The organism is Acidovorax sp. 210-6 (genome assembly GCF_010020825.1).
GTDB lineage: Bacteria > Pseudomonadota > Gammaproteobacteria > Burkholderiales > Burkholderiaceae_C > Simplicispira > Simplicispira sedimenti.
Map to the genome: position 1 here is coordinate 3,524,032 of NZ_JAACJE010000001.1, position 26,251 is coordinate 3,550,282.

At 65.3% G+C, this 26,251-nt stretch carries 27 protein-coding genes; 4 read left to right on the forward strand and 23 right to left on the reverse strand.

Annotated features, from left to right (window positions below; genetic code table 11):
* Positions 1-127 precede the first annotated feature (127 nt).
* The 9 genes from htpX to GWK50_RS16375 form a co-directional block, all read right to left on the reverse strand.
* Positions 128-1,009 carry a protease HtpX gene (gene htpX, locus GWK50_RS16335; RefSeq protein ID WP_162017408.1) on the reverse strand — a complete coding sequence of 294 codons (882 nt, stop codon included), beginning with the start codon at positions 1,007-1,009 and terminating at the stop codon, positions 128-130.
* Positions 1,010-1,227: 218 nt separating this feature from the next.
* Positions 1,228-2,274: a dihydroorotase gene (pyrC, locus tag GWK50_RS16340; protein WP_162017409.1), complete on the reverse strand. Its 1,047-nt coding sequence runs from the start codon at positions 2,272-2,274 to the stop codon at positions 1,228-1,230.
* 71 nt (positions 2,275-2,345) lie between these two features.
* The gene (locus GWK50_RS16345) at positions 2,346-2,537 is read right to left on the reverse strand and encodes a hypothetical protein (protein ID WP_162017410.1); all 192 of its coding nucleotides are present in this window, start codon (positions 2,535-2,537) and stop codon (positions 2,346-2,348) included.
* Positions 2,538-2,653: 116 nt separating this feature from the next.
* A complete protein-coding gene (locus GWK50_RS16350; protein WP_162017411.1) occupies positions 2,654-3,391 on the reverse strand; it encodes an amino acid ABC transporter ATP-binding protein in 738 nt (245 codons plus the stop codon).
* A gap of 26 nt (positions 3,392-3,417) precedes the next feature.
* A complete protein-coding gene (locus GWK50_RS16355; RefSeq protein ID WP_162017412.1) occupies positions 3,418-4,089 on the reverse strand; it encodes an amino acid ABC transporter permease in 672 nt (223 codons plus the stop codon).
* Between the two features lies 1 nt (position 4,090).
* Complete coding sequence (locus tag GWK50_RS16360) at positions 4,091-4,846, reverse strand: amino acid ABC transporter permease (RefSeq protein ID WP_162017413.1); 756 nt, start codon at positions 4,844-4,846, stop codon at positions 4,091-4,093.
* 107 nt (positions 4,847-4,953) lie between these two features.
* Positions 4,954-5,853: an amino acid ABC transporter substrate-binding protein gene (locus tag GWK50_RS16365; protein WP_162017414.1), complete on the reverse strand. Its 900-nt coding sequence runs from the start codon at positions 5,851-5,853 to the stop codon at positions 4,954-4,956.
* Positions 5,854-5,978: 125 nt separating this feature from the next.
* A complete protein-coding gene (locus GWK50_RS16370) occupies positions 5,979-6,863 on the reverse strand; it encodes an amino acid ABC transporter substrate-binding protein (RefSeq protein ID WP_162017415.1) in 885 nt (294 codons plus the stop codon).
* Between the two features lie 170 nt (positions 6,864-7,033).
* A complete protein-coding gene (locus tag GWK50_RS16375; RefSeq protein ID WP_162017416.1) occupies positions 7,034-7,972 on the reverse strand; it encodes a LysR family transcriptional regulator in 939 nt (312 codons plus the stop codon).
* A gap of 207 nt (positions 7,973-8,179) precedes the next feature.
* Between GWK50_RS16375 and GWK50_RS16380 the strand changes: the two genes are divergently transcribed.
* Genes GWK50_RS16380 through GWK50_RS16390 form a run of 3 tightly spaced genes read left to right on the forward strand, consistent with a single transcriptional unit; the run spans position 8,180 to position 11,115 of the window.
* Entirely contained in the window at positions 8,180-8,758 is a 579-nt protein-coding gene (locus tag GWK50_RS16380) for a TRAP transporter small permease (RefSeq protein WP_162017417.1), read from the forward strand.
* Positions 8,755-10,053 carry a TRAP transporter large permease gene (locus GWK50_RS16385; protein WP_162017418.1) on the forward strand — a complete coding sequence of 433 codons (1,299 nt, stop codon included), beginning with the start codon at positions 8,755-8,757 and terminating at the stop codon, positions 10,051-10,053. The genes GWK50_RS16380 and GWK50_RS16385 overlap by 4 nt, the downstream gene beginning before the upstream one ends.
* 24 nt (positions 10,054-10,077) lie before the next feature.
* The gene (locus GWK50_RS16390; RefSeq protein WP_162017419.1) at positions 10,078-11,115 is read left to right on the forward strand and encodes a DctP family TRAP transporter solute-binding subunit; all 1,038 of its coding nucleotides are present in this window, start codon (positions 10,078-10,080) and stop codon (positions 11,113-11,115) included.
* Between the two features lie 105 nt (positions 11,116-11,220).
* Here GWK50_RS16390 and GWK50_RS16395 read toward each other — a convergent pair whose 3' ends face one another.
* Positions 11,221-13,044, reverse strand: coding sequence for an ABC transporter ATP-binding protein/permease (locus tag GWK50_RS16395; RefSeq protein WP_162017420.1), 1,824 nt, complete (start codon positions 13,042-13,044; stop codon positions 11,221-11,223).
* 42 nt (positions 13,045-13,086) lie between these two features.
* Between GWK50_RS16395 and GWK50_RS16400 the strand changes: the two genes are divergently transcribed.
* Entirely contained in the window at positions 13,087-13,515 is a 429-nt protein-coding gene (locus GWK50_RS16400; protein ID WP_162017421.1) for an acyl-CoA thioesterase, read from the forward strand.
* On the opposite strand, the gene GWK50_RS16405 is transcribed toward GWK50_RS16400, so the two are convergent.
* From GWK50_RS16405 to GWK50_RS16465, 13 genes are all read right to left on the reverse strand, one after another.
* Positions 13,512-14,285 (reverse strand): enoyl-CoA hydratase-related protein, encoded by a 774-nt coding sequence (locus tag GWK50_RS16405; protein ID WP_162017422.1) that lies wholly within the window; start codon positions 14,283-14,285, stop codon positions 13,512-13,514. The genes GWK50_RS16400 and GWK50_RS16405 overlap by 4 nt on opposite strands.
* Positions 14,282-14,980, reverse strand: a complete 699-nt coding sequence (locus GWK50_RS16410; protein WP_162017423.1) for a TetR/AcrR family transcriptional regulator — start codon at positions 14,978-14,980, stop codon at positions 14,282-14,284. The genes GWK50_RS16405 and GWK50_RS16410 overlap by 4 nt, the downstream gene beginning before the upstream one ends.
* Before the next feature lie 58 nt (positions 14,981-15,038).
* Positions 15,039-15,578, reverse strand: a complete 540-nt coding sequence (locus GWK50_RS16415) for a polymer-forming cytoskeletal protein (RefSeq protein WP_162017424.1) — start codon at positions 15,576-15,578, stop codon at positions 15,039-15,041.
* 138 nt (positions 15,579-15,716) lie between these two features.
* A complete protein-coding gene (locus GWK50_RS16420; protein WP_162017425.1) occupies positions 15,717-16,199 on the reverse strand; it encodes a thioesterase family protein in 483 nt (160 codons plus the stop codon).
* Positions 16,200-16,301: 102 nt separating this feature from the next.
* A complete protein-coding gene (locus GWK50_RS16425) occupies positions 16,302-17,078 on the reverse strand; it encodes an enoyl-CoA hydratase (protein WP_162017426.1) in 777 nt (258 codons plus the stop codon).
* 29 nt (positions 17,079-17,107) lie between these two features.
* Entirely contained in the window at positions 17,108-17,932 is an 825-nt protein-coding gene (locus GWK50_RS16430; RefSeq protein WP_162017427.1) for a thioesterase family protein, read from the reverse strand.
* 36 nt (positions 17,933-17,968) lie between these two features.
* Positions 17,969-18,841 (reverse strand): alpha/beta fold hydrolase, encoded by an 873-nt coding sequence (locus GWK50_RS16435; RefSeq protein WP_162017428.1) that lies wholly within the window; start codon positions 18,839-18,841, stop codon positions 17,969-17,971.
* A gap of 207 nt (positions 18,842-19,048) precedes the next feature.
* Positions 19,049-20,242 (reverse strand): acetyl-CoA C-acyltransferase, encoded by a 1,194-nt coding sequence (locus GWK50_RS16440; RefSeq protein ID WP_162017429.1) that lies wholly within the window; start codon positions 20,240-20,242, stop codon positions 19,049-19,051.
* 10 nt (positions 20,243-20,252) lie between these two features.
* Positions 20,253-20,813 carry a DUF4442 domain-containing protein gene (locus tag GWK50_RS16445; RefSeq protein ID WP_162017430.1) on the reverse strand — a complete coding sequence of 187 codons (561 nt, stop codon included), beginning with the start codon at positions 20,811-20,813 and terminating at the stop codon, positions 20,253-20,255.
* Position 20,814: 1 nt separating this feature from the next.
* Positions 20,815-23,214 (reverse strand): 3-hydroxyacyl-CoA dehydrogenase/enoyl-CoA hydratase family protein, encoded by a 2,400-nt coding sequence (locus GWK50_RS16450; RefSeq protein ID WP_162017431.1) that lies wholly within the window; start codon positions 23,212-23,214, stop codon positions 20,815-20,817.
* A 57-nt stretch (positions 23,215-23,271) separates the two neighbouring features.
* Positions 23,272-23,709, reverse strand: a complete 438-nt coding sequence (locus GWK50_RS16455; protein ID WP_162017432.1) for a DUF2147 domain-containing protein — start codon at positions 23,707-23,709, stop codon at positions 23,272-23,274.
* A 29-nt stretch (positions 23,710-23,738) separates the two neighbouring features.
* Positions 23,739-25,535, reverse strand: a complete 1,797-nt coding sequence (locus GWK50_RS16460; protein WP_162017433.1) for an acyl-CoA dehydrogenase C-terminal domain-containing protein — start codon at positions 25,533-25,535, stop codon at positions 23,739-23,741.
* Between the two features lie 4 nt (positions 25,536-25,539).
* Positions 25,540-26,247, reverse strand: coding sequence for a TetR/AcrR family transcriptional regulator (locus tag GWK50_RS16465; RefSeq protein WP_162017434.1), 708 nt, complete (start codon positions 26,245-26,247; stop codon positions 25,540-25,542).
* Between the last annotated feature and the right edge of the window lie 4 nt (positions 26,248-26,251).

Consider the following 26,251-nt stretch of genomic DNA (forward strand, 5'->3'; position numbering starts at 1 on the left):
GCGCGGTGGCCGCTGGCCTGGGCCGCGCCAGTAGCATTCGCTGCAGGAGGTGCGAAGCGCCAAGCAAAAGCGCCAGGGGCCGAAGCCACCTGGCGCTTGTTGGGGTATCGGAGCGGCCGGGCCGCCATCAACCCTGGTTCTGCATGTTCTGCAAGGCCGCAATGCGCTCTTCGATGGGCGGGTGGGTGCTGAACAGTTTGCCAATGCCCCCGGCAATACCCATGGCAGCCATGCTCTTGGGCAGCTCCTGCGTGTGCACGCCACCCAGGCGGGCCAGGGCATTGATCATGGGTTGGCGGCGGCCCATGAGCTGGGCGGCACCGGCGTCGGCACGGAATTCGCGCTGGCGCGAGAACCAGGCCACGATGATGGCTGCCAGGAAACCAAGCACGATGTCCAGCACGATGGTCGTGACCATGTAGCCGATGCCGGGGCCGGAGCTGTTCTCGTCGTTCTTGCGCAGAAAGCTGTCCACGGCATAGCCAATCACGCGCGAGAGGAACACCACGAAGGTGTTCATCACACCCTGGATCAGCGTCATGGTGACCATGTCGCCGTTGGCGATGTGCGCTACCTCGTGGCCGATGACGGCCTCGACCTCCTCGTGCGTCATGTTCTGCAGCAGGCCGGTGGACACCGCCACCAGGGCCGAGTTCTTGAACGCACCGGTGGCAAAGGCGTTGGGGTCGCCCTCGAAGATGCCGACCTCGGGCATGCCGATGCCTGCCTTGTCGGCAAACTTGCGCACGGTCTCGACGATCCAGGCCTCATCGGCAGAGCGCGTGCCGTCAATGATCTGCACCCCGGCGCTCCACTTGGCCATGGGCTTGCTCATGAGCAGCGAGATGATGGCGCCGCCAAAACCCATGATGAAGGCGAAACCCAGCAGCGCGCCAAGGTTCAGCCCGTTGGCGGTGAGATAGCGGTTCACGCCGAGCAGGCTGGCCACGATGCCAAGCACGGCCACCACGGCGATGTTGGTCAGCAGGAACAGGATGATGCGTTTCATGGTGCTCCACAAAAAAGTGGTCGGTTGTCGGAACTGGATGGATCACATGGGGGTGGCCCGGCAATCCTTCAAGCCGCGCCGGACAAAGCCCGGAGCGCGGTTTACTAGAGACCCATCATAAAAGGAAAGGTTCGCCCAGGCAGGCCTGAGGATTTCAGTTTGCTATAAATTTTATAGCTACCATCGCTTATAAACAGGGCGCTACAGCGTGATTTCTTTTAAACCTGAACACATTTCCAGGGCAGCGCCTCTCCGGCACGCAGCGGCTTGAGTTCGGCCTCGCCGAAGGCGAAATGCTCGGGGGGCATCCAGCTTTCGCGGCGCAGGGTGATGGTGCCGCTGTTGCGCGGCAGGCCGTAGAAGTCCGGGCCGTGGAAGCTGGCGAAACCCTCCAGCTTGTCGAGCGCCCCGGCGTTATCGAAGGCCTCGGCGTACATCTCCATGGCCGCATGGGCCGTGTAGCAACCCGCGCAGCCGCTGGCGTGCTCCTTGAGGTGCGCAGGGTGCGGCGCGCTGTCGGTGCCCAGGAAGAACTTGGGGCTGCCGCTGGTAGCGGCCTGCACCAGCGCCTGGCGGTGCGTTTCGCGCTTGAGCACCGGCAGGCAGTAGTAGTGCGGGCGGATACCGCCGGTGAAGATGGCGTTGCGGTTGTAGAGCAGGTGGTGCGCGGTGAGCGTGGCCGCGGTGAAGCGGTCTGCCTCCTGCACGTACTGCGCGGCTTCCTTGGTGGTGATGTGCTCGAAAACGATCTTCAGCTCGGGGAAGTCGCGGCGCAGCGGGATGAGTTGTTGCTCGATGAACACGGCCTCGCGGTCGAACAGGTCGATGTCGGGGCTGGTCACTTCGCCGTGCACCAGCAACAGCAGGCCGGCCTTCTGCATGGCTTCGAGCGTCTTGTAGGTCTTGCGCAGGTCGGTCACGCCCGCATCGCTGTTGGTGGTGGCGCCTGCGGGATACAGTTTGGCGGCGACGACGCCCGCGTCCTTGGCGCGCGCGATCTCCTCGGGCGGCAGGTTGTCGGTGAGGTAGAGCGTCATCAACGGCTCGAACGCCACGCCCTGCGGCACGGCCGCCAGGATGCGCTGCTTGTACTCCAGCGCCTGCTGCGCCGTGGTCACGGGCGGGCGCAGGTTGGGCATGATGATGGCGCGGCCGAACTGAGCGGCGGTGTGCGGCACCACGGTGTGCAGCGGCGCACCGTCGCGCACATGCAGGTGCCAGTCGTCGGGGCGGGTGATCGTGAGAGTGTTTGGGGCAGCGGTCATGTCTGCCATTGTCCCATCACTGCCCCCGCCACGGCATCTGGCGGGGCCGCCATGCGTCGCTCGGGTCGGGCCTATTCGGGGTCGAACCCGGCCAGATCCAGGGCTTCGCGCAGTGAATCGAGCGCGTCGCGCACGAGGAAGGTTTCCGCATCGTCGCGGGAGCATGCCCGGATGGCATCATGGCTGATGCGCTTGACGAACTGCGCCAGCGCCTGGGCATTTTCGGGCGTGAGTTCGGCGGTGATGACCACGGGTTGCGACATATTCAAGTTCTCGTTCTGGCCCGGAGGCCTATGCCGGGAGATTCCGGCCCTGCACATCTTACTGGCCCAAAACACAGCGGCACCCGAAGGTGCCGCCGGAGCATGGTGCCAGGTGCTCAGTGCTGCAGGATCTTGTTGAGAAAATCCTTGGTGCGCGGCTGGCGCGCATCGGGGTTGCCGAAGAACTCCTCCTTGGAGCAGTCCTCCAGAATCTTCCCGCCCACGTCCATGAAGATCACCCGGTTGCTCACGCGCTTGGCAAAGCCCATTTCGTGCGTCACGCACATCATGGTCATGCCCTCGTTGGCCAGACCCACCATCACGTCCAGCACTTCGCCCACCATCTCGGGGTCGAGCGCGGAGGTGGGTTCGTCGAACAGCATGACGATGGGGTCCATGCTCAGTGCACGGGCAATCGCCACGCGCTGCTGCTGACCACCCGAGAGCTGGCCAGGGAACTTGTCCTTGTGGGCGATCAGGCCCACGCGCTCCAGCATCTTGAGGCCACGCTTCTTGGCGTCGTCGGCACTGCGGCCCAGCACCTTGATCTGCGCGATGGTGAGGTTGTCCGTCACCGACAGGTGGGGAAACAGCTCGAAGTGCTGGAACACCATGCCCACGCGCGAGCGCAGCTTGGGCAGGTCGGTCTTGGGGTCATGGATGGCCGTGCCGTCCACCCAGATCTCGCCCTTCTGGATGGGTTCGAGCGCGTTGATGGTCTTGATGAGCGTGGACTTGCCCGAGCCCGACGGGCCGCACACCACCACCACCTCGCCCTTGCTGATGCGGGTGGAACAGTCGTTGAGCACCTGGAAGGAGCCGTACCACTTGGAAACGTTCTTGAGTTCGATCATTGTTGAAATTCCTCACGCGGTGGCCATCAGCGGATGATGGCGATCTTTTGGTGCAGTCGCTTGACCGTCCAGGACAGGGCGTAGCAAATGATGAAGTAGAGCACCGCCGCCGCCAGATAGGCTTCGATGGGGCGCCCGAAGTTCTTGCCTGCCACCTCGAAGCCCTTGAGCATGTCGTAGGCGCCGATGGCATAGACCAGCGAGGTGTCCTGGAACAGGATGATGGTCTGCGTGAGCAGCACCGGCAGCATGTTGCGGAAAGCCTGCGGCAGGATCACGAGCTTCATGTTCTGGCCATAGGTCATGCCCAGTGCCTGGCCCGCGAACACCTGACCACGCGAGATGGACTGGATGCCCGCACGCATGATCTCGCTGAAGTAGGCCGCCTCGAAGGCAATGAAAGTCACCACGGCCGAGACCTCGGCCCCGATGGGCCTGCCGATGATGGCGGGCACGAGCAGGAAGAACCACAGGATCACCATCACCAGCGGAATGCTGCGCATGCCGTTGACGTAGATGGTGGCCGGAACGACCAGCCATTTCTTGCCGGACAGACGCATGAGTGCCAGCACCGTACCGAACAGAATGCCGCCGATGGTCGCCACCACGGTGAGCATCACGCTGAAGTACAGGCCCTTGAGCACGAAGTTGCTGATCAGGTCCCAGTTGTAGAAGGAAAAGTCCAGAGCGAGGTTCATGTCAGTGGCCTCCCGATCCGCCAGCCACGATCAGGCCGGGCACGCGCGAGCGCTTCTCGACAAAGGCCATGACGCGGTTGATGGCAAAGGCCGAAACGATGTACAGACCCGTGACGGCCAGGTACACCTCGATGCCGCGCGAGGTCTCTTCCTGCGCCTGCATGGCGAACATGGTGAGTTCCGCCACCGACACGGCGAAGGCCACCGAAGAGTTCTTGAAGATGTTCATCGTCTCGCTGGTCAGCGGCGGAATGATGATGCGAAACGCCATGGGCAAGAGCACATAGCGGTAGGTCTGAAAGGTGGTGAAACCCATGGCCATGCCCGCATAGCGCTGGCCACGCGGCAATGCCTGAATGCCCGAACGCACCTGCTCGGCGATACGCGCCGAGGTGAAGAAACCCAGCGCCAGCACCACGAGAACAAAACCGGACACACCCCGCATCACTGGGAACAGCGTGGGCACCACGTGGTACCACAGGAAAATCTGCACCAGCAGCGGGATGTTGCGAAACAGCTCCACCCACGCGTTCCCCAGGCGAACGACCATGGGTCTGTCCTGCAGGGTACGCAAAGTGCCCACCAGCGAACCCACCACCAAGGCCAAAGCCAAGGCCAGCACCGATACCGACACCGTCCAACCCCATGCTGACAGCATCCAGTCCAGGTAGGTGATGTCGCCGCCCTTGCCAAAGCAGCCTTGAATCGCCTCCCTTGTCAGCGTGTCCTCGCAGAACACCTGCCAATCCCAGCTCATAGGATGATTCCTTATTCAATATGACGCTGCAGGCATCTCGGCCCGCATGCGCCCAACAAAAAAGCCCCTTCAAACCGGTGGTCCGAAGGGGCGGCTCCTACCCGGGATTACTTCTTGGCGTAGTCTTCCATGGGCTTGTCGTTGGGGTTGGCCCAGGCGTCCTTGGTGGCTGCGGACAGGGGCAGGCCAATGGCCAGGTTGGTGGGAGGCACGGGCTGCATGAACCACTTGTCATACAGCTTGGCGAGCGAACCGTCCTTGATCTGGCGCTTGATGGAGTCGTCCACGGCCTTCTTGAAAGCGGGGTCGTCCTTGCGCAGCATGCAGGCGATGGGCTCGACGTTCAGCACTTCACCCACAATCTTGAAGTCGGCGGGGGTCTTGGCCTTGGAGATGTTGGCCGCCAGGATGGAGCCGTCCATCACGAAGGCGTCGGCACGACCGGTTTCCAGCATCAGGAAGCTGTCTGCATGGTCCTTGCCATAGACTTCCTTGAAGTCCACGCCACCGGCACGCTCGTGCTTGCGCAGGGTCTGCACCGAGGTGGTGCCCGTGGTGGTGGCCACGGTCTTGCCGTTCAGGTCCTTGACCGAAGTGATGCCCGAATTGGCCTTGACGGCCATGCGCACTTCTTCCACGTAGGTGGTGACGGCAAAGGCCACGTCCTTCTGGCGCGCCGCGTTGTTGGTGGTGGAGCCACACTCCAGGTCCACCGTACCGTTGGTCACCAGCGGAATACGGTTCTGCGAGGTCACGGGCTGGTACTTGATCTCCAGCTTGGCCAGGCCGAGCTGCTTTTGCAGGTCGGCAATGATGACTTCGGCCATTTCGGTGTGGAAGCCGACGTACTTGCCGCCACCCAGGGTGTAGGACAGGCCCGAGGACTCGCGCACGCCCAGGGTGATGCTGCCAGCGCCCTTGATCTTGGCCAGTGTGTCGTTGGCTTGCGCCATGGCAGTGCCAGCGGCCAGCAGGGTGATGGCAGCAGCAAGCAGGGGTTTCTTCATGATTGTCTCCTTGTGGGTCAACGAAAAAAACGGATGGGTCGGTGCGATTATCTGCCCAGGCCCGCCAAGCCTGCGCAAACGCCACACCATCGTAACCGGCAACGCGCTAAGCGCGGCGCCCGGATTCAGAAAGGAACATGGTCGGTCGGGTACTTCCAGAAGTCGCGCAGCAGGTAGCTGACGGGCATGTTCAGAGCCGTGCCCTTGGGCGGGATGGGGCGCAGAAACCACTTGTCGTAGATGTCATAGATGTCACGGCTGGTGATCAGGCGACGCATCTCCTCGTCCACCACCTTCTTGAACGCGACATCGTTCTTGGGCAGCATGATGGCCAGGGGCTCGGTGGTCAGGAAGCGCCCCACCACCTTCAGCGCCTTGGGATCAGGCCGGTTGGCGGCCAAACCGAACAGCAGCACATCGTCCATCAGAAACGCATCGGCCTCGCCTTTTTCCACCATTTCAAGCGCTCTGGCGTGGTCCGGCGCCTCCACGATGGTCAGGCCCATCAGGCGCTCGCGGTTGGCCTGCTCTACCGCCTTGAGCGGCGTGGTGCCCTTGGTGGACACCAGTTTTCTGCCCGTCAGGTCTTCAATGCGGTCCACCGGGCTGGACGCCTTCACCAGGAGGCGCGCCCCGGTGATGAAGTGGGGAATGGTGAAACCGACCTTCTGGCGCCGCTCGGCATTGTTGGTGGTGGAGCCGCATTCCAGGTCGGCCTTGCCCTCTTCCACCATGGTGATGCGGTTGGCCGGCGTGACCATGAGGAACTCCACCGGCATGTCCTTCATGCCTGTTTTCTTGCGCACCGCGTCGGCAATGCGCAGGCACAGGTCCACGGCGTAACCGACCGGTTTGCCATCCACCATGTAAGAAAACGGCACCGACGATTCCCGGTGCGCCACCACCAGCTTGCCGCCTCCAGCGACACGCTCCAGCACCGTTTGCGCAGGCACCGCAGCGGCGCTGCACAGCAACGCAAGACAAGCGGCAAAGGTCCTGATGGTGGTCATGCTGACTCCCCGTCGGTTGGTGAATGGTGCAGCGCCAAGGCACTGCGGATGCGCTCAGACACAGAGCAGCACAACCTGCTCCGGCCCCCGAAAAAAACCCAAGGCGCGGATGGTAAGTCCCGCATTCACGCATTGCCAATGCTGAATCCGCGCACAACTATGAAAAATATTTATACAAGCCCCGCACCCGCCTGCACCTGCAAATACTCCCACAGAGCCTGGGCGGTGCCCTTGGCGGTTTCCTTGCCCGAGGGTTTTTCTCGGTAGGCGCGCACATCCATCACCATCTGCAGTTCTGTCGCACCCGGCGGTACAGCGCTGACCAGGCGGCGCGCCTTCAATTCCTTTTTGACCGCGCTGTAGGGCAAGAAGGCCACGCCCTGCCCCTCCAGCGCCATGGCCTTGAGGCCTTCGGCCATGTCGGTCTCGTACACCCGGTCCAGATGGATGGGCGTGCCCGACTGCTTGAGGATCAATTCCGTCACACGCCCCAGGTACGCCCCTGGCGCATAGCCCAGGTAGGGCAAGGGCTGGCCCGGCTTTCCGGGCAAGCAATGCACGGGCTTGCCGTCCGCATCGGGGCGACTGTAGGGCGCCAGCACCTCCTGACCCAAGCTGACCATCTCGTAGCGATCGGCGTCCAGTTGGAAGGGCTGAGAATCATGGTGGTAGGTGATGAGCAGATCGCAACTGCCTTCGACCAGGCGCATCAGCGCATCGTGCACGTTCAGGGCAATGAGCCGGCTCTTGAACGGCCCGAACTTCGTGCGCAGGCTCGACACCCAGGCCGGGAAGAAGGTGAACGCCAACGTGTGCGGCACGGCGAACTCGATCATGTCCTGGCTCGACGTGCTGTGTGCGCGCAGCATGGCGCGGGTGTTCTGCAGCGCCTGCAGGATTTCCAGCGACTGGTCGTACAGCGTCTTGCCGGCCCCCGTAAGCCGGGTGGGGTAGGAGCTGCGGTCCACCAGATCGGTCCCCGCCCAGGCCTCCAGCGCCTGGATGCGGCGCGAGAAAGCCGGTTGCGTGACATGCCGCAGTTGCGCCGATCGGCTGAAACTGCGCGTCTCGGCCAAGCTCACAAAATCCTCAAGCCATTTGGTTTCCATGGGTGGATTATCTGCCTGCGCTATGCCACAGCCATAGGTGCAAGCGCGCATGCTCCGGGATGCGGAGCATCGCGCTGCAAGTCGCCGCATAATGGCCACGCAGCATCTGCAGCGCTCACCACGCGCACCCAGCGCTTCCTGCACCACCGAAACATGGTCGGTCACGGCAGCGCCGCTTTTCCGCGCTCTCCCTGACTTTCCGACACCATGTCCACCACACCCTCCCCCGGGCCCGATCCCGCTGCGCCGGCAGCGGACACCCCCTACCCCGACGAGCCCCGCTCGCTGCGCATCGAAGACTGGCTCACCGTGATCGTGATGGCGCTGCTGGCCCTGATCACCTTCGCCAACGTGCTGGTGCGCTACTTCACCAGCTCCTCGTTCGCCTGGACGGAAGAAATCTCTGTGTTCCTGATGATCGTGCTGGCCCTGGTGGCCGGTTCGGCCGCCGTGGCGCGCGACATGCACATCCGCATCGAATGGTTCGCCGAGGGCGGCTCGTTCGCGCGCCGCCGTGCCCTTGCGCGCTTTGGCGCGCTGATGGTGGCGCTGCTGTTCGGCGCCATCGCCGTGCTGAGCGTGCGCGTGGTCTGGGACGACTACCGCTTCGAGGAAACCTCCCCTGGCATCGGCGTGCCCCAGTGGTGGTACTCGGCGTGGCTTCCGGTGTTCTCGGCATTGATTACCTGGCGCGCCCTCGGCCTGTTCTGGCGGCGCGGCAAGAAGCCTCCCGTGGAGTTTCTGGACACCGCAGGCTCTGCCGGGCCAGAGGAGCGCCAGCCATGATCGCCACCCTGCTGTTCGTGGCCTTCCTGGCCATGATGTTCGTGGGCGTGCCCATCGGTGCCGCCCTGGGCCTGGCGGGCGCGGCCGCCATCGCGCTGGCCAATGCCGAGACGCAGTGGTTCGGCCTGCTGGCCGTGCCGCAGAACTTCTACGCCGGCCTGGGCAAGTACCCGTTGCTGGCCATTCCCATGTTCGTGCTCGTGGGCTCGATCTTCGACCGCTCGGGCGTGGCGCTGCGCCTGGTGAACTTTGCCGTCTCCATGGTCGGTCGCGGCCCCGGCATGCTGCCGCTGGTGGCCATCGCCGTGGCCATGTTCCTGGGCGGCATCTCCGGTTCGGGCCCGGCCAACGCGGCCGCCGTGGGCGGCGTGATGATCGCCGCCATGTCGCGCGCGGGTTACCCCGGCAGCTTCTCGGCCAGCGTGGTGGGCGCCGCGGCAGCCACCGACATCCTGATCCCGCCCTCAGTCGCCTTCATCATCTACTCGGTGCTGGTGCCCGGCGCCTCGGTGCCCGCGCTGTTTGCCGCCGGCATGGTGCCCGGTGTGCTGGCGGGCGTGGCATTGATCGTGCCGGCCGTCTGGATGGCGCGCAGGCACCGCATGGGCGCCCTGGAGGCCGACATGCCGCGTCCGCCCTTCTGGAAGAGCCTGCGCGAAGCCTCCTGGGGCCTGGCCGCGCCAGTACTGATCCTCGGGGGCATGCGCGCGGGCTGGTTCACGCCCACCGAAGCGGCCGTGGTCGCCGTTTTCTACGGCCTGTTCGTGGGCATGGTGATCCACCGCACGATCTCGGTGCGCGACCTGTTCCCCATCCTGCGCGAAGCGGGCGAACTCTCGGCGGTGATCCTCATCGTGGTCTCGCTCGCGGGCATCTTCGCGTATTCGCTCTCCACGCTGGGCGTGATCGACCCGGTGGCCAACGCCATCGTGAACTCGGGCCTGGGCGAATACGGCGTGCTGGCGCTGCTGATCCTGCTGCTCATCACCGTGGGCATGTTCCTCGACGGCATCTCCATCTTCCTGATCTTCGTGCCGCTCTTGCTGCCCATCATGCAGCACTACCAGTGGGACCCGGTGTGGTTCGGCGTCATCCTCACGCTCAAGGTGGCGCTGGGCCAGTTCACGCCGCCGCTGGCCGTGAACCTCATGGTCTCGTGCCGCATCGCTGGCGTGCGCATGGAGTCCACCGTGCGCTGGGTCGGCCCCATGCTGCTGGCCATGTTCCTCGTGATGGTGGCCGTGATCGCCTTCCCGCAGCTCGCGCTGTGGCTGCCCGCCCAACTGGGCTATTGAATTTTTCCCAAGGAGACTGAAAGCATGAAACTGCGTACCTTCCTCACCACCGCCGTGGCCGCCGCCGCGGCCCTGGCCTTCACCGCGCCCGCCGCCCTGGCGCAGACCGCCTACAAGAGCGAATACCGGATGTCGCTCGTGCTCGGCCCGGCCTTTCCCTGGGGCAAGGGCGGCGAGCTGTGGGCCAACAAGGTGCGCGAACGCACCCAGGGCCGCATCAACATCAAGCTCTACCCCGGCGTGTCGCTGATCCAGGGCGACCAGACGCGCGAGTTCTCCGCACTGCGCCAGGGCGTGATCGACATGGCCGTGGGCTCGACCATCAACTGGTCGCCCCAGGTCAAGCAGCTCAACCTGTTCTCGCTGCCCTTCCTGATGCCCGACTATGCCGCCATCGACGCCCTGACCCAGGGCGAGGTGGGCAAGAGCCTGTTCCAGACGCTGGACAAGGCCGGCGTGGTGCCCCTGGCCTGGGGCGAGAACGGCTACCGCGAGATCTCCAACTCCAAGAAGGAGATCAAGAGCCCGGCCGACCTCAAGGGCATGAAGATCCGCGTGGTGGGCTCGCCGCTGTTCCTTGACACCTTCACCGCGCTGGGCGCCAACCCCACGCAAATGAGCTGGTCGGATGCCCAACCCGCCATGGCCAGCGGCGCCGTGGACGGCCAGGAAAACCCCCTGTCCATCTTCACCGCCGCCAAGCTGCACACTGTGTCGCAAAAGTACCTGACGCTGTGGGGCTACATCGCCGATCCGCTGATCTTCGTGGTGAACAAGGACATCTGGAACAGCTGGACGCCCGCCGACCGCGAGATCGTGAAGCAAGCCGCCATCGATGCCGGCAAGGAACAGATCGCCCTGGCCCGCAAGGGCGTGGTCGAGGCCGACAAGCCGCTGCTCAAGGACATCGCCGCCAACGGCGTGACCGTGACCCAGCTGACCCCTGCCGAGCGCGAGGAGTTCGTCAAGGCCACGCGCCCGGTGTACGCCAAGTGGAAGGGGCAGATCGGCGCCGACCTGGTGAATGCCGCCGAGAAGGCGATTGCCGCCCGCAAGCCCTGAACGGCTCGCACCGCGTCAACCCCAAGCCCCGCATAGCGGGGCTTTTTGCTATATTTTTAATAGCTGTTAGCGCTTATATTACGGGCGCCAGAGGCCAAAAATACCTCAAACCTCCAGCGCCTCGCCGGACTGCTGCAGCGCCCACATGCGTGCATAGCGCCCGCCCGCCGCCAACAGCGCGGCGTGCGTGCCGCGCTCGACGATGCGGCCCGCGTCCATGACCAGAATTTCGTGCGCATCCACCACGGTGGAGAGGCGGTGCGCAATCACCAGCGCGGTCTTGCCCTGCGCCACCTGGCGCAGCTCGGCCTGGATGGCGCGCTCGTTGGCCGAATCCAGCGCGCTGGTGGCCTCGTCGAAGATCAGGATGGGCGGGTTCTTCAGCAGCGTGCGCGCAATGGCCACGCGCTGCTTCTCGCCGCCCGAGAGCTTGAGCCCGCGCTCGCCCACCATGGTGGCGTAGCCCTTGGGCGTGGCGGCGATGAAACCATGGATGTGCGCCGCGCGTGCGGCCTGCTCCACCTCATCCTGCGAGGCGTCCGGGCGACCGTAGGCGATGTTGTAGGCCACGGTGTCGTTGAACAGCACCGTGTCCTGCGGCACGATGCCGATGGCGCGGCGCAGGCTTTCCTGCGTCACGCTGCGGATGTCCTGCCCGGCAATGCAGATGCGCCCGGCCTGCACGTCATAGAAGCGGAACAGCAGGCGCGAGAGGGTGGACTTGCCAGCGCCCGAGGGCCCGACCACGGCCACCGTCTTGCCTGCCGGAATCTCGAAGCTCACCCCATTGAGGATGGGGCGGCTGGGCTCATAGGCAAAGTGCACGTCCTCGAACCGCACCGTGGGCGCCGCCAGCCCTGTCAGCGCGGTGGCGCCTGGAGCGTCGGCCACTTCGCGCTCCCGGTCCATGAGGGTGAACATCTTGTCCAGGTCGGTCAGGCTCTGCTTGATCTCGCGGTAGATCACGCCCAGGAAGTTGAGCGGGATGTAGATCTGGATCATGAAGGCATTGACCATGACCAGATCGCCCAGCGTCAGCCGCCCCTCGGCCACGCCCTGCGTGGCGCGCCAGAGCATGGCCACCAGCCCGATGGCGATGATGAGCTGTTGCCCGGTGTTGAGCAGGGACAGCGTGCTCTGGCTCTTGAGGCGCGCACGCCGCAGGCGCTCCAGGCTCTCGTCGTAGCGCCGCGCCTCGAACTGCTCGTTGTTGAAGTACTTGACCGTCTCGTAGTTGAGCAGCGAATCGACCGCCTTGGTGTGCGCGGCCGAATCAAACTCGTTGGCCTCGCGCCGGAACTGGGTGCGCCACTCGGTCACCAGCACGGTGTAGGCGATGTAGCACAGCAACGCCGTGAGCGTAATGACGGCAAACCCCACATCGAAGCGTGTGCCCAGCACCGTGAGCACCAGCAGCACCTCGACCAGGGTGGCCAGAATGTTGAACAGCGCAAACGACACCAGCGACTCGATGCCGCGCACACCGCGCTCGATGTCGCGCGTCATGCCGCCGGTCTGGCGCTCCAGGTGAAAACGCAGGCTCAGCCCATGCAGGTGTTGAAAGGTCTGCAGCGCAATGCTGCGCGCCGCGCCGTGCGTGGCCTTGGCAAACACCAGTTCGCGCAGCTCATTGAACAGCGAGGTGGACAGGCGCAGCATCCCGTAGGCCAGCAGCAGGCCCACGGGCACCACCAGCAGCGCCGTGGCGGCGCCGGGCGACACATCCATGGCGTCCACCAGTTGCTTGAGCAGCAGCGGCACGCCAACGTTGGCCAGCTTGGCGCCGACCATGAAGGCGATGGCGGCCAGTACCCGGCCCTTGTATTGCCACAGGTAGGGCAGCAGGCGGCCCAGTGTGGCCCAGTCGGAGCGCGGGCGGGCGGGTTCGAGGGGCGAAGGGGGGGGAGCAGATTCGCCGTGGCGGCGCATGGGAGACAATCCAAAGATCAGACAACACCCGAGATTGTGCCCATGTCCCAGCATTCCGACCGTCCCGCTGCCTCTTTACCCACCGACAAGGAGCTGGTGCTCAAGGTCATCCCCATGCCCGCCGACACCAACGGCAATGGCGACATCTTTGGCGGCTGGGTGATGGCACAGGTGGACCTGGCAGGCTCTGTTCTGCCCGCGCGGCTGGCACAGGGCCGCATGGCCACGGTGGCGGTCAATGAATTCATCTTCAGGCACCCGGTGCGCGTGGGCGACATCCTGTCGCTCTACGCCAGCGTGACGCGCGTGGGCCGCACCTCCATCACCGTGGAAGTGGAGGTGTTTGCCGAGCGCTTTGCCCAGCAGGGCGACTACGTGAAGGTGACCGAGGCGCGCCTGACCTATGTGGCCATTGACAGCGAAGGGCGGCCTCGCCCGGTGCCGCAGGCGCAGGCGCAGGGCACAGCCTAAAACCGCGAAAAATCCGGCGGGCGCTTCTCGATAAAGGCCATCACCGCCTCGGCCAGTTCGGGCGACTGCACGCTGTGCTGCAGGGCTTCGCCCTCGGCAGCCAGCGCGGCCTGCAGCGCCGCCTGGTGGCCCTGGCGCAACAGGCGCTTGGCGCTGGCCACGGGGCCCGGTGCCAATTGCGCCAGGGCTTCTGCCGTCTGGCGCGCACGGGCCAGTTCCTGGCCTGCGGGTTCCACGGTGGTGAGCAAACCGGCGCGCAGCGCGGTATCGGCGTCAAACGGCTCACCCAACAGCACGAGCTGGCTGGCCAGGCGCATGCCGGCATTCATGGGCAACAGGTAGCTGGAGCCGAACTCGGGCACCAGCCCCAGGCGTGCGAAGGGCAGTTGAAAACGCGTGCCCTGGGCCGCATGCACAAAATCGCAATGCAGCAGCAGCGTGCTGCCGCCGCCAATGGCCAGGCCATGCACCGCCGCCACGATGGGCTTGTCGAACGTCGTCAGGCGGCGCAGCAGGCGCGAGAGCGCCGACTTTTCGTAGCCGTCGGCCAGCAGGCCGTGCTGCACGCTCTTGAGGTTGGCACCCGAGCAAAAGGCATCGCCCTCGGCGCTGAGCAGCACCACGCGCACGCCGGGGTCTTCGGCAGCGCGGGCCAGGTGGGCCTCCAGCGCGTCGAACCAGGCATCGTCCATGAGGTTGCGCACACCTGCCTGGCCAAAGCGCAGGTGCAAGACCTTGTTCTCGGTGGTGGTCTGGAAGGAAAGGCTCATGCCGGGGTCTCCAAGGGTTGGGCGGAAAGGTGGAAGGGCTCTGCGGCGGGCGGCCCCAAAAACAAGGCCAGCGCCTGCTGCGCCAGCGCATCGAGCGACAGGGGGCCATCGGGCCGGTACCACTGCACCGCCCAGTTGAGCGCGCCCAGAATGAACAGGCGCGCCAGCGGTGGCGCGGTGCATAGCCGCCCCTGCTGGTGCAAGGCCTGCAGCACGGGCATCCAGGGGGCCTCGTACACGGTCTTGAGGCGTGCGATGGAGTGGCGCTGCTCCGGCGTGAGCGAGCGCCATTCGTACAGCATCACGGGAATGAAGTCGCCCTCGGGGCCGAACAGGATTTCAAAATGGTGGCGCACCAAGGCAGCCAGGCGCTCTTGCGGCAGCGCATCGGCGCGCACGCCATCGAGTGCCGCCTGCTGGCTGCGCACGGCATGCTCCATGCCTTCGTGCATGACGGCGTGCAGCAACGCGCTCTTGCTCTCGAAATGGTAGAAGGGCGAGCCGCTTTGCATGCCCGCTGCGGCCGCGATGTCGCGCGTGCTGACGGCGGCGAAGCCCCGGCTGCGGAACAGGCGGGCCGCGCCGCGCAGCAATTCGCGGCGGCGGTTGCCTTCGTCGCGCGCATCGGGCAGCTTGCGCGGACGCCCCCGGGCGCGCCGGGGCGCCTCGGGAGAATCTGTGCCCTGCGCATCCATGCCCGGCACCTTAGCCGGGTTTCAGGATTTCAGCAAGCAAATGCTTGGCAAAAACCCGTCATGCGGCCAGGGCGCTGGCAGGCTCGGGCCGGGCGCGGGTCAAGGCGGCGCCCGTGCCCATTTCCACCTCGCCGCTGAGCTGGCCGCCCTCCTCGATCACCAGCTTGCCATAGCGCACCTTGCCGCTGACCTTGCCGGTGCCGTGGATCACGAGCTTGTGGCGTGCCGTGAGCGTGCCGCTGAACTCGCCCCGGATCTCCGCAATATCGATCTCTGCGGCGCCACGGAATGCGCCCTGCTCGGCGATCTGGATCACGCGCGAATCCATGGTGGCCTCGACCGTGCCCTCCACCACCAAGGTGTCGCAGTCGGTGATCTCCACCCCCTTGAGCTTGATGTTGGGGCCTACCGTGAGCTTGCTGCCCACGGGCTCCGTGCTGCTTTTGGGGGCGCTGCTGGCCACCGGCGCAGTCGCTGTTGGCGCGCTGGTGGATGGCGCCACCCCATTGCTGTGGTGGTGCGGCTGCGCCGCAGAGGGTGAGCGGGGGGCCAGGGCGTCGGGTTCGCGCCTGCCGAAGAAGGGGTTTTGCACAGCCATCGTTTCTCCTTGGGACAAAAGTCCATCCTAGGAGCCACGCACTGGTAAAACACCGCGCATTGCGCAAGATCGGTAACCAGGTGGTTCAGGCGTTGCATGCGCTTGCAACGCTTGCAGCCCCATACAGTTGTGGCGGGGTCAGGACACGATGTACGCCGCTGCGCCCGAAGACAGCAGTTTGCCGTCGGCGCCCAGAAACTCCATGCGCGTGGTGGCCACGCGCGAGCCCAGGCGCAGCACTTCGGCGCGCAGCTCAAAGTGCGTGCCGATGCCAGGGCGCAGGTAGTCGATGCGCAAATCGATGGTGCCCAGCTTGGCAAAGCGGTGCAGGCGCTGCAGGGGTTCTTCGTCCATGTGGCGCGCGCCGATGGCGGCCATCACCGCCAGGCCGCCCATGGCGTCGAGCCCGGCGCTGATGACACCCCCGTGGATGCGGTTGTGCGCGAAGTGCCCGATCAGCTCGGGCTTCATCTCGATGCGCCCCGCCACGCGCTCGGCCTCCATGCGGACAATCTTGAGCCCCAGCACCTGATTGAACACGATGCGTTCCTCGAAGATCGTCTTGAGCCCGGCGATGAACTCGGGCTCGAACGGCGGCGGGGTGGCGGTGGATTTGGTCATGGAGGTATTGGCTTGTGCCCGGTGCTGCAATTGCTATTATTTTAATAGCTGCTTACGCTTGATTGGCGGGCGCAAACGGCCAATTTTCCTTGAATGACTGCTTCAGCACTGGCTGAAGTCTGGCTTGCGCTTCTGCATGAACGCGGTGAAGGCTTCACGGGCAGCGGGTTCGCCCAGCATGCGCCCGAAGCTGTCCCCCTCGATGGCCATGCGTTCGAGCACGGGGGCAGTCTGGCCCAGCTTCATCAGGCGTTTGGTCTCGACCAGCGAAGACAGTGGTTTGCCCGCGAGCTTGCGCGCCTGCGCTTGCGCCACGGCGTTGCATTCGGTGGGCGGCACCACGCGGTTGACCAGCCCGACCTCCAGCGCTGCCTCGGCCATGAAGGGCTCGCCCAGCAGCAGTGCCTCTGCGGCACGGTGGTAGCCCAGCAACTGCGGCGCCAGCAGGCTGGACGCAGCCTCGGGGCACAGGCCCAGGTTCACGAAGGGCATGGAGAAGGCTGCGTTGTCCCCCGCATAGACCAGGTCACAGTGGAACAGCATGGTCGTACCGATGCCCACAGCCGGGCCGCAGACGGCGGCGATCACCGGCTTGGGGAAGCTGGCGATGGCGCGCAGGAAGCGGAACACCGGCGAATCCTGCGAGGACGGCGGCTGCTGCAGAAAGTCGCCAATGTCGTTGCCCGCGCTGAAGACCGTGGGGTCGCCCTGCAGCACCACCACGCGCACGCTGGCGTCCTGCGCAGCGGCTTCCAGCGCATCGGCCAGCGCCGCGTACATGGCGCGGGTGATGGAGTTCTTCTTGTCCACGCGGTGGAAGGTCAGGGTCATGACGCCTGCATCGGCGTGCACGAGGATGTCGTTCTGCGGTTCGCTCATGGGAAATCCTTGCGAGGGCGCGCTGGCCCTCATTCTTTGTAATAGACGATCTGGTGGCTGGTGGCGAGCATGGTGCCCGCCTCGTTCCACAGCTGGGCGGTCTGGTCGAAAAAGCCGTTGCGAAACTCCTGCGCGCGCGCCTGGCCCAGCACATAGCCCGTGCCCGTGGCCTGCAACTGCGGCGCGCTGGCATGGAAGTACACGGTGATGGACACGGTGCCTGCGGGCACATGCACGGCGCGGCGCAGCCATACGCGCGGAAAGAACACGTCGGCCAGCGCCGCCAGCCCACAGAAGTCAAGCACACGCTCGGGCGTGTTGCGCATCCACAGCTGCGTGAGGCTGCTGTCGCCCTGGCCGTTCCACTGCCGGGGCAAGGCACCGGCCACGGGCCGCAGGTCGTAGCGGTTGAACCATTCGACGCCCGGCACCGGCGGCACGGGCTGCAGCGTGTCGGGCCGGGGCACCTCGGGCATGGGCATGTCGGCCAGGCTCCAGGTGTCGCGGCGCGCCGCCGTGACCGCCGTGGCCGTGGTGGTGACCACGGGCTCGCCGTCGGCACCGGTCTGCACGATGGACACGTTCCAGTGCTGGGTCGAACGGTTGGTGCGCACCGGAGTCGCATCGACCGTGAACGGCCCAGTGGTGGGCGCCCCGGCGTAGTTGACCGTGAGCGACAGGGGCTCACCCAACAAGCGGGGATGCAGCAGGATGGCGCGCAGCGCCGTGGCCGCGGTGATGCCGCCAAAGGGCCCGACCATGTTCCAGTAGGCTGGGTGTGTCTGGCCCCGGTAGTGGCCCTCGGCCAAGGTGTCGAGCACCAGGGCCTGGTCAAAGGAATGGGGTGTCGTCATGGTGCCGAGTGTGCCGTGAAATGCGCCGTCCCACCGTCATGCCGGTGACTGCGCCGCCGGGCGGGCCAGCGCCGCCAGGTCGGCCACCGCACGCGGCCACAGGCTTTGGCGGAACTGCTCGCGGAAAAACCCGAAATGCCCGATGCGCAGCGCCTTCACGTCCTGCGGTGCGATGCGCTCGACGCGCGTGGGCGCGTTGCTGTAGAGATTTACCAGGGCCTGCGTGCCGCGCAGCGTCATCAGTTCGTCGTCGCTCATCGACAGCGCCAGCACCGGAAAGCGCACTGCGCCATAGCGCTGTGCCACCTCGGGGCCCTCGGCGCCCACGCTGTAGGTGGGGTTCAGGCACCAGCGGCGCCATTGCAGGATCACGCCGGCAGGCAGGTCGCCCACCTTGCGCAGCTTGCGGCCAGGGAAGTAGCCGCACAGGCGCGTGGCCAGCGGCACCAGCACCCACCAGAAGTACGGCACCATGCGCTTGAGGCGCGGGGCGTTGTCGCGCCAGTAGCCGCTGCCCGCAGCCACGCTGAGCAGGCCATCCACCTGGCCAGGGTTGCGCAGCAGGCCGGGCAGTTGCGCACCCAGGCTGTGGCCCAGCAGGTACAAAGGTTGTTCAGGCAGCGCCGCGCGGGCCGCCGCAATCACGGCCTCGTAGTCGCGCGCCCAGTCGAACAGGTCGGCGCGCACCTCGCGCAGGGGGCCCACGAGCGAATCGCCATGGCCCCGGTAATCGAAGGTGGTGACGCGAAAGCCCTGCTGCGCCAGCCACTGGGCGAAGGAGGCGTAGTAGTCCTGCCGCACCCCCATGGCCCCGCCGATGACCACGCTGGCGCGGGCCGCGCCCTCGGGCTCGAACACGCACAGCGCCACGCTGACGCCTTCATCGACCCGCAAGGTCTGCTTGGTCATGCTTGTCTCCTGTCAATCATGCCGATCTGCGCCAGCTTGAGTTTCAGAACACTCCGCCCTCAAGAAAGGGCTTACACCCCGCCCTCAAGGGCGTAGCGAGCGGGTGTCAGGCTAGGCGGACGGAGCACAGCAACCGGAACGTACTTACCTAGTACGTGAGGATTGCAAGCACCGCCCAACGACGCATGACGCCCGCGCAGTAGCCAGTTACAGCGCTTCAAAGATTCCTGCGGCGCCTTGGCCCGTGCCCACGCACATGGTCACCATGCCGTACTTCAGCTTGTGGCGGCGCAGTGCGTGCACCACGGTGGCGGCGCGGATGGCGCCGGTGGCGCCCAGCGGGTGGCCCAGGGCGATGGCGCCGCCCATGGGGTTGACCTTGGCGGGGTCCAGGCCCAGGGTGTTGACCACGGCAAGCGACTGGGCGGCAAAGGCTTCGTTCAGCTCGTACCAGCCGATGTCCTCGCTCTTGAGGCCGGCGTAGCGCAGCGCGGCGGGAATGGCCTCGATGGGGCCGATACCCATGATTTCGGGCGGCACGCCGCGTGCGGCGTAGCTCACGAAGCGCGCCAGCGGCGTGAGGCCGAACTGTTTCACGGCCTTCTCGCTGGCCAGGATCAGCGCACCTGCGCCGTCACTGGTCTGCGAGCTGTTGCCGGCCGTCACGCTGCCGCGCGCGGCGAACACGGGCCGCAGCTTGGCCAGGCCTTCGAGCGAGGTGTCGGGGCGGGGGCCTTCGTCCAGGTTCACGGTGCGGGTCTTGGTGATGACTTCCCCGGTGGCCAGGTTGGGCACGCGCTCCAGCACTTCGATGGGGGTGATTTCGTCGGTGAATTCGCCCGCCTGCTGCGCCTTGATGGCGCGCATGTGCGACTCCAGCGCGAAGGCGTCCTGCATCTCGCGGGTCACCTTCCACTGCTGGGCCACCTTCTCGGCCGTCAGGCCCATGCCGTAGGCAATGCCGACGTTCTCGTCCTTGGCGAACACCTCGGGATTGAACGAGGGCTTGCCACCACCCATGGGCACCATGCTCATGGACTCGGCACCACCGGCGATCATCACGTCGGCCTCGCCCACGCGGATGCGGTCGGCGGCCATCTGGATGGCCGTGACGCCCGAAGCACAGAAACGGTTGACGGTGACGCCGCCCACCGGGTGGCTGAAGGCCAGGCCGGTGGCGATACGTGCCATGTTCATGCCCTGCTCGCCTTCGGGGAAGGAGCAGCCGATGATGGCGTCTTCGATCGCCTTGGGGTCCAGCGTGGGGACTTGCAGCATGGCGCTCTTGATGGCGGCGACCAGCAGCTCGTCAGGACGGGTGTTGCGGAAATAGCCGCGGCCCGAACGCCCGATGGGCGTGCGCGTGGCGGCAACGATGTAGGCGTCTTGGACTTGTTTCATGATGGGATCCTTACCTTTGGGGTGTGGCGGCAGGGGCCGCCGGGGCACTGGTTTTGCTCTTGCTGGCGGGCACCCAGGCCCAGATGAATTCGCACTCGATGGGCTGCGCGCCGGATTCGTCGCTCACCTGCACGGCCACGGTGACTTCGCCTTTGTCGCTTTGCTGCATGAGCGTGCGCTGCTCATCGGTGAGCGTGGCCACTGCGCGCAGGGCGCCCTGGGCACGCCGCTTGAAGGCCACGCGCAGCTCCTTGGCCAGGGGCAGGCAGTCGTCGCGCACGTTCATGCCCACCACCATGCCGGTGGCCGTCTCTGCCAGCAGCGTCATGGCGGCGGCGTGCACGCCGTGGATGTGGTTCTGCACCCGGCGCTGGTTGGCCACGGCCACTTCCACGCGCTGGGGCGTCAGCTCAAGGTACTGCAGGCCTGCCGTGCCGGTGAAGGGCACGGCGCGGCGCAGCACCAGGTTGCGCGCCCAGGGCCGCACTGCGGCGGGCACCCGGTCGAGCTGGCCCATGGTGCGGGCCAGCCGGTTGGGCCGCGCGGTGGAAGGGGTGGCTGCAGCGCTCATGTCAGTTGCGAACCGGTTTGCCGGTGGACAGCATGCCCATGATGCGTTCCTGGGTCTTGGGGTGGTCGAGCAGGCTGCAGAAGGCCTTGCGCTCCAGCGCCATGAGGTATTCCTCGTTCACCAGGGTACCGGCCTCGACCTCGCCGCCACACACCACACCCGCGATCAGGCTGGCAATGTGGAAGTCGTGCGCGCTGATGAAGCCGCCGTCACGCATGTTGACCAGCTGCGCCTTGATGGTGGCAATGCCGCTGCGACCGGCCACGGGGAACAGGCGCTTGTGCGGTGCACGGTAGCCGCTGGCAAACATGGCCTTGGCTTCGTTGATGGCAACGAACAGCAGCTCGTCCTTGTGCGCCACAACCACGTCGCTCTCCAGCAGGTAGCCGAGCTTGCGCGACTCCAGCGCACTGGTGCCCACCTTGGCCATGGCCGCGGCGGTGAAGCCTTCGGTCAGGAAGGGCAGCACGTCCTTGGAGGTGGACAAGGCCATGTTCTCGGCGGCACGGCGGGCGATGTAGGTCAGGCCGCCCGCGCCGGGCACCAGGCCCACACCCACTTCGACCAGGCCGATGTAGCTTTCCATGGCCGCCACGCGTTTGCTGGAATAGATGGCCAGCTCGCAACCGCCGCCCAGGGCGATGCCGCGGATGGCAGACACCACGGGCACGTTGGAGTAGCGCAGCGCCAGCATGGCCTTCTGCAGCTCGGCCTCGGCGCCTTCCACGGCCTTGGAGCCGCCCATCATGAAGGCGGGCAGCATGGACTGCAGGTCGGCACCGGCAGAGAACATCTCGTCCGGCGACCAGACCACCAGGCCCTGGTAGCTTTCCTCGGCCATGGCCTGGGCCTTGAGCAGGCCCTCGATCACGCCGCCGCCAATGGCGTGCATCTTGGTCTTGATGGAGGCGATGAGCACCGCCTCGTCCAGCGTCCACAGGCGGATGGATTCGTCCTCGAACAGCGTGGTGCCCGCCGTCTTGGCGCTGGGTGCGTTGGCGCCCAGCACGCTCTCGGGGAAGTGCTGGCGCGCATACACGGGCAGGCTGCGCGGGGCCACGAACTGGCCGGTGGTGGGGTTGAACGAGCCCTCGGGCTGGTGCACACCGCCGCGCTCGGCCACGGGGCCCTTGAACACCCACTCGGGCAGGGGCGCCTTGCACAGTGCCTTGCCAGCGTCGATGTCCTCCTGGACCATCTTGGCGACTTCCAGCCAGCCTGCTTCTTGCCACAGCTCGAAGGGGCCCTGCTTCATGCCAAAGCCCCAGCGCATGCAGAAGTCCACATCGCGGGCGTTGTCGGCAATCGAAGCCAGGTGCACAGCAGCGTAGTGGAAGCTGTTGCGCAGAATGGCCCACAGGAACTGGCCTTGCGCGCCTTCGGCGTTGCGCAGGAGCTTCAGGCGCTCGGCTGCGGGCTTCTTGAGCATGCGGGCATAGACCTCGTCGGCCTTCTGGCCTGCGGGCACATAGTCCTTGCTCGCCAGATCGAAGCGCAGCACATCGCGGCCCACCTTCTTGAAGAAGCCGGCCTTGGTCTTCTGGCCCAGGTTGCCCATTTCCAGCAGGGTCTTGAGCACTTCAGGCGTGGCGAAGCTGGCGTAGAAGGGGTCGGTCTCGGCCGAAAGCGTGTCCTGCAATGTCTTGATGACGTGGGCCATGGTGTCCAGGCCCACCACATCGGCGGTGCGGAAGGTGCCGCTCGATGCGCGGCCCAGCTTCTTGCCGGTGAGGTCATCGACCACGTCGTAGGTCAGGCCGAAGTTCTCGACCTCCTTCATGGTGGCCAGCATGCCGGCGATGCCCACGCGGTTGGCGATGAAGTTGGGCGAATCCTTGGCACGCACCACGCCCTTGCCCAGCGTGCTGGTGACAAAGGCCTCGAGCGCGTCGAGGTAGCGCGCTTCGGTCGTGGGGGTGTTGATCAGTTCCACCAGCGCCATGTAGCGCGGCGGGTTGAAGAAGTGGATGCCGCAAAAACGCGGCTTGATGGCGTCGGGCAGGGCCTCGGAGAGCTTGGTGATCGACAGGCCCGAGGTATTGGACGCGACGATGGTCTGTGCGCCAATGAAGGGAGCGATCTTCTTGTACAGGTCCAGCTTCCAGTCCATGCGCTCGGCAATGGCCTCGATGATGAGGTCGCAGTCGCGCAGTTGCTCCAGATGCTCTTCGTAGTTGGCCTGACCGATCAATGCGGCGTCGTCCGCCACACCCAGCGGTGCGGGCTTGAGCTTCTTGAGGTTGTCGATCGCCTTGGTGACGATGCCGTTCTTCGGGCCTTCCTTGGCCGGCAGGTCGAACAGCACCACCGGCACCTTGACGTTGACCAGGTGCGCAGCAATCTGCGCACCCATCACGCCAGCGCCGAGCACGGCGACTTTCTTCACTTGAAATCGGGACATGGTTTTCGTTCCTTGTTGATGGCCCGACCGCGCTCTGCGCAGGCCAGGCCTGTGCCCTTACTGCACCCGGGTCCAGGTCTGCGTGCGGCCAAACGGCCCAAAGGAGCCACGCACTTCGAGCTTCTTGCCGCCCTCGGTGGGCGTAAGGCGCAACGTGTAGTTGCGGCCGTTCTCGGGGTCGAGAATCTTGCCGCCTTCCCACACGTCCTTGCCCTCGGCCTTCTTGGCGCCACGGATGATCTCCAGGCCCAGGAGCGGCTTGTCCTTGCGATCGTCATCGCATTCCTTGCACACGTCCTCGGGCTTGGCGTCCTTGGTCAGGCGCTTTTCGATGGTGCCATTCAGCACACCCGCACCATTGGCCTGGATGCGGATCTCGGCCTTGGCCTCGCCGGTCTTGTCATCCACGTTGCGCCAGAGGCCTTCGGGCGTCATCTGCGCCCATGAAGGGGCGGAAGTTACTACAAAAATGATAGCTGCTATCGCTTTATTCATGGGCGTCTCCTTAGGTTTATGTATCGATTTCAGGCCAGTGCCAGGTCGGTATCCATCAGCACCTTGCTGCCAGTGCGGGCGGTGCGCATGGCCGTCGCCGTCTCGGGGAAGAGCTTGGCGAAGTAGAAGCGCGCCGTCTGCAGCTTGGCCTGGTAGAACGGATCCTGGTTGCCTTCGGCAATTTTGCGCAACGCGACCTGGGCCATGCGTGCGAAAAAGTAACCGAACACCAGGTGACCGGCGACGCGCAGGTAGTCCACGGCGGCGGCGCCCACTTCGTCGGGGTTCTGGAAGCCCTTGAAGCCGATCTCGGTGGTGAACTTGGTCATCTGGTCACCCAGGTAGGCGATGGGATTGACGAACTCGGCCATCTTTTCGTTCACGCCCTCTTCGGCCACCAGTTGTGCCACCAGCTTGCCGAACTTGCGCAGCGTGGCGCCGTTGTTCGACAGCACCTTGCGGCCCAGCAGGTCCAGCGACTGGATGGTGTTGGTGCCTTCGTAGATCATGTTGATGCGGTTGTCGCGCACATACTGCTCCATGCCCCATTCCTTGATGAAGCCATGGCCGCCGAAAACCTGCATGCAGGCGTTGGTGGCGATGTGGCCGTTGTCCGTCAGGAAGGCCTTGGCGATGGGGGTGAGCAGCGCGAGCAGGTCACCGCTGTCCTTGCGCACCTTCTCGTCGGGGTGGTGGTGCTCCTTCTCCAGCAGCATGGCGCAGAAGGCTTCCAGTGCACGGCCACCTTCGGCGTAGGCCTTGGCCGTGAGCAACATCTTGCGCACGTCGGGGTGCACGATGATGGGGTCGGCAGGCTGGTCCTTGGCCTTGGGGCCGGTCAGCGAGCGCATCTGGATGCGGTCCTTGGCGTAGGCCAGTGCGTTCTGGTAGGCGACTTCGGTCAGGCCCAGGGACTGGTTGCCCACGCCCAGGCGGGCGGCGTTCATCATCACGAACATGCCCTGCATGCCCTTGTTGGGCTGGCCGACCATGGTGCCCACGGCGCCTTCGAGCGTCATCTGGCAGGTGGCGCTGGCCTTGATGCCCATCTTGTGCTCCAGACCGGAGCAGTAGATGCCGTTGCGCTCGCCGACGGAGCCGTCCTTGTTCACATGGAACTTGGGCACGATGAACAGGCTGATGCCCTTGATGCCGGGAGGCGCATCGGGGAGGCGGGCCAGCACCAGGTGGATGATGTTCTCGGCCATGTCATGCTCACCAGCGCTGATGAAGATCTTGTTGCCGGTGATCTTGTAGGTGCCGTCGGCCTGGGGTTCGGCCTTGGTGCGCATCAGGCCCAGGTCGGTGCCGCAGTGGGGTTCGGTCAGGCACATGGTGCCGGTCCACTCGCCGCTGGTCATCTTGGGCAGGTAGGTGGCCTTCTGCTCGGGCGTGCCGTGCGCTTCCAGCGCGGCGTAGGCGCCGTGCGTCAGGCCGGGGTACATGGTCCAGGCCTGGTTGGCGCTGTTGAGCATTTCGTAGAACAGCGTGTTGACCACGAAGGGCAGGCCCTGGCCGCCGTATTCCGGATCGCAACCCAGTGCCGCCCAGCCACCCTCGACATACTGCGCGTAGGCTTCCTTGAAACCCTTGGGCGTGGTCACGGCGTGGGTGGTGTTGTCCAGGGTGCAGCCTTCGGCGTCGCCCGATGCGTTGAGCGGGAAAGTCACCTCGGCCGCAAACTTGCCGCCTTCTTCCAGCACCGCATTGATGGTGTCGGCGTCAATGTCCGCGTGCTTGGGGATCTGCTTGAGCTCGTCCACGACGTTGAACACTTCGTGGATCACGAACTGCATGTCGCGCAGAGGCGGCGTGTAAGAGGGCATGGGGCTACTCCTTGGAGGTTGGGTGAGAAACAGGGGAAGGCACCGCCGCAGGCGCAGCTGCGCTGAAGCGGGCCAGGATGTTGTCGAAACCGGTGAGCGCACGGGCGATCGAGCCGGGGTTCTTGAGGAAGCGCGCCTCGTAGTGCAGCGCCAAAATCAGGCCATGGACCTCGAACAGCATCTGGTCTTCGACCACATCGCTGCGGATCTGTCCCAGATCCTTGGCCTGGGTGATGGCACGCTTCATGGCCGCGTGCCAGGTCAGCACCGAATGCGCGAGCGCATCGCGCACGGGCCCGGTACGGTCATCGAACTCGATGGCACCGCTGATGTAGATGCAGCCCGAGTCGATTTCGATGGAAGTGCGCTTCATCCAGTTGTCGAACAGCGCGCGCAGGCGCTGCACGCCGCGCGGCGCCGACATGGCGGGGTAGAACACTTCCTGCTCGAAGCAGTGGTGATATTCGCGGATCACCGAAACCTGCAGCTCTTCGCGCGAACCAAAATGGGCGAACACGCCGGACTTGCTCATGCCCATCACGTCGGCCAATGCACCGATGGACAGGCCTTCGAGCCCGATGTGGGTGGCCAGGCCCAGCGCGGCCTCGATGATGGCTTGCTTGGTCTGCTGGCCCTTCTGCAGCGCGCGCGCACCGCCCGAACGCGTACGTGTCGCGCGGGGTTTGGCACTGGTGGATTCGGTGGCAGGCATGCTT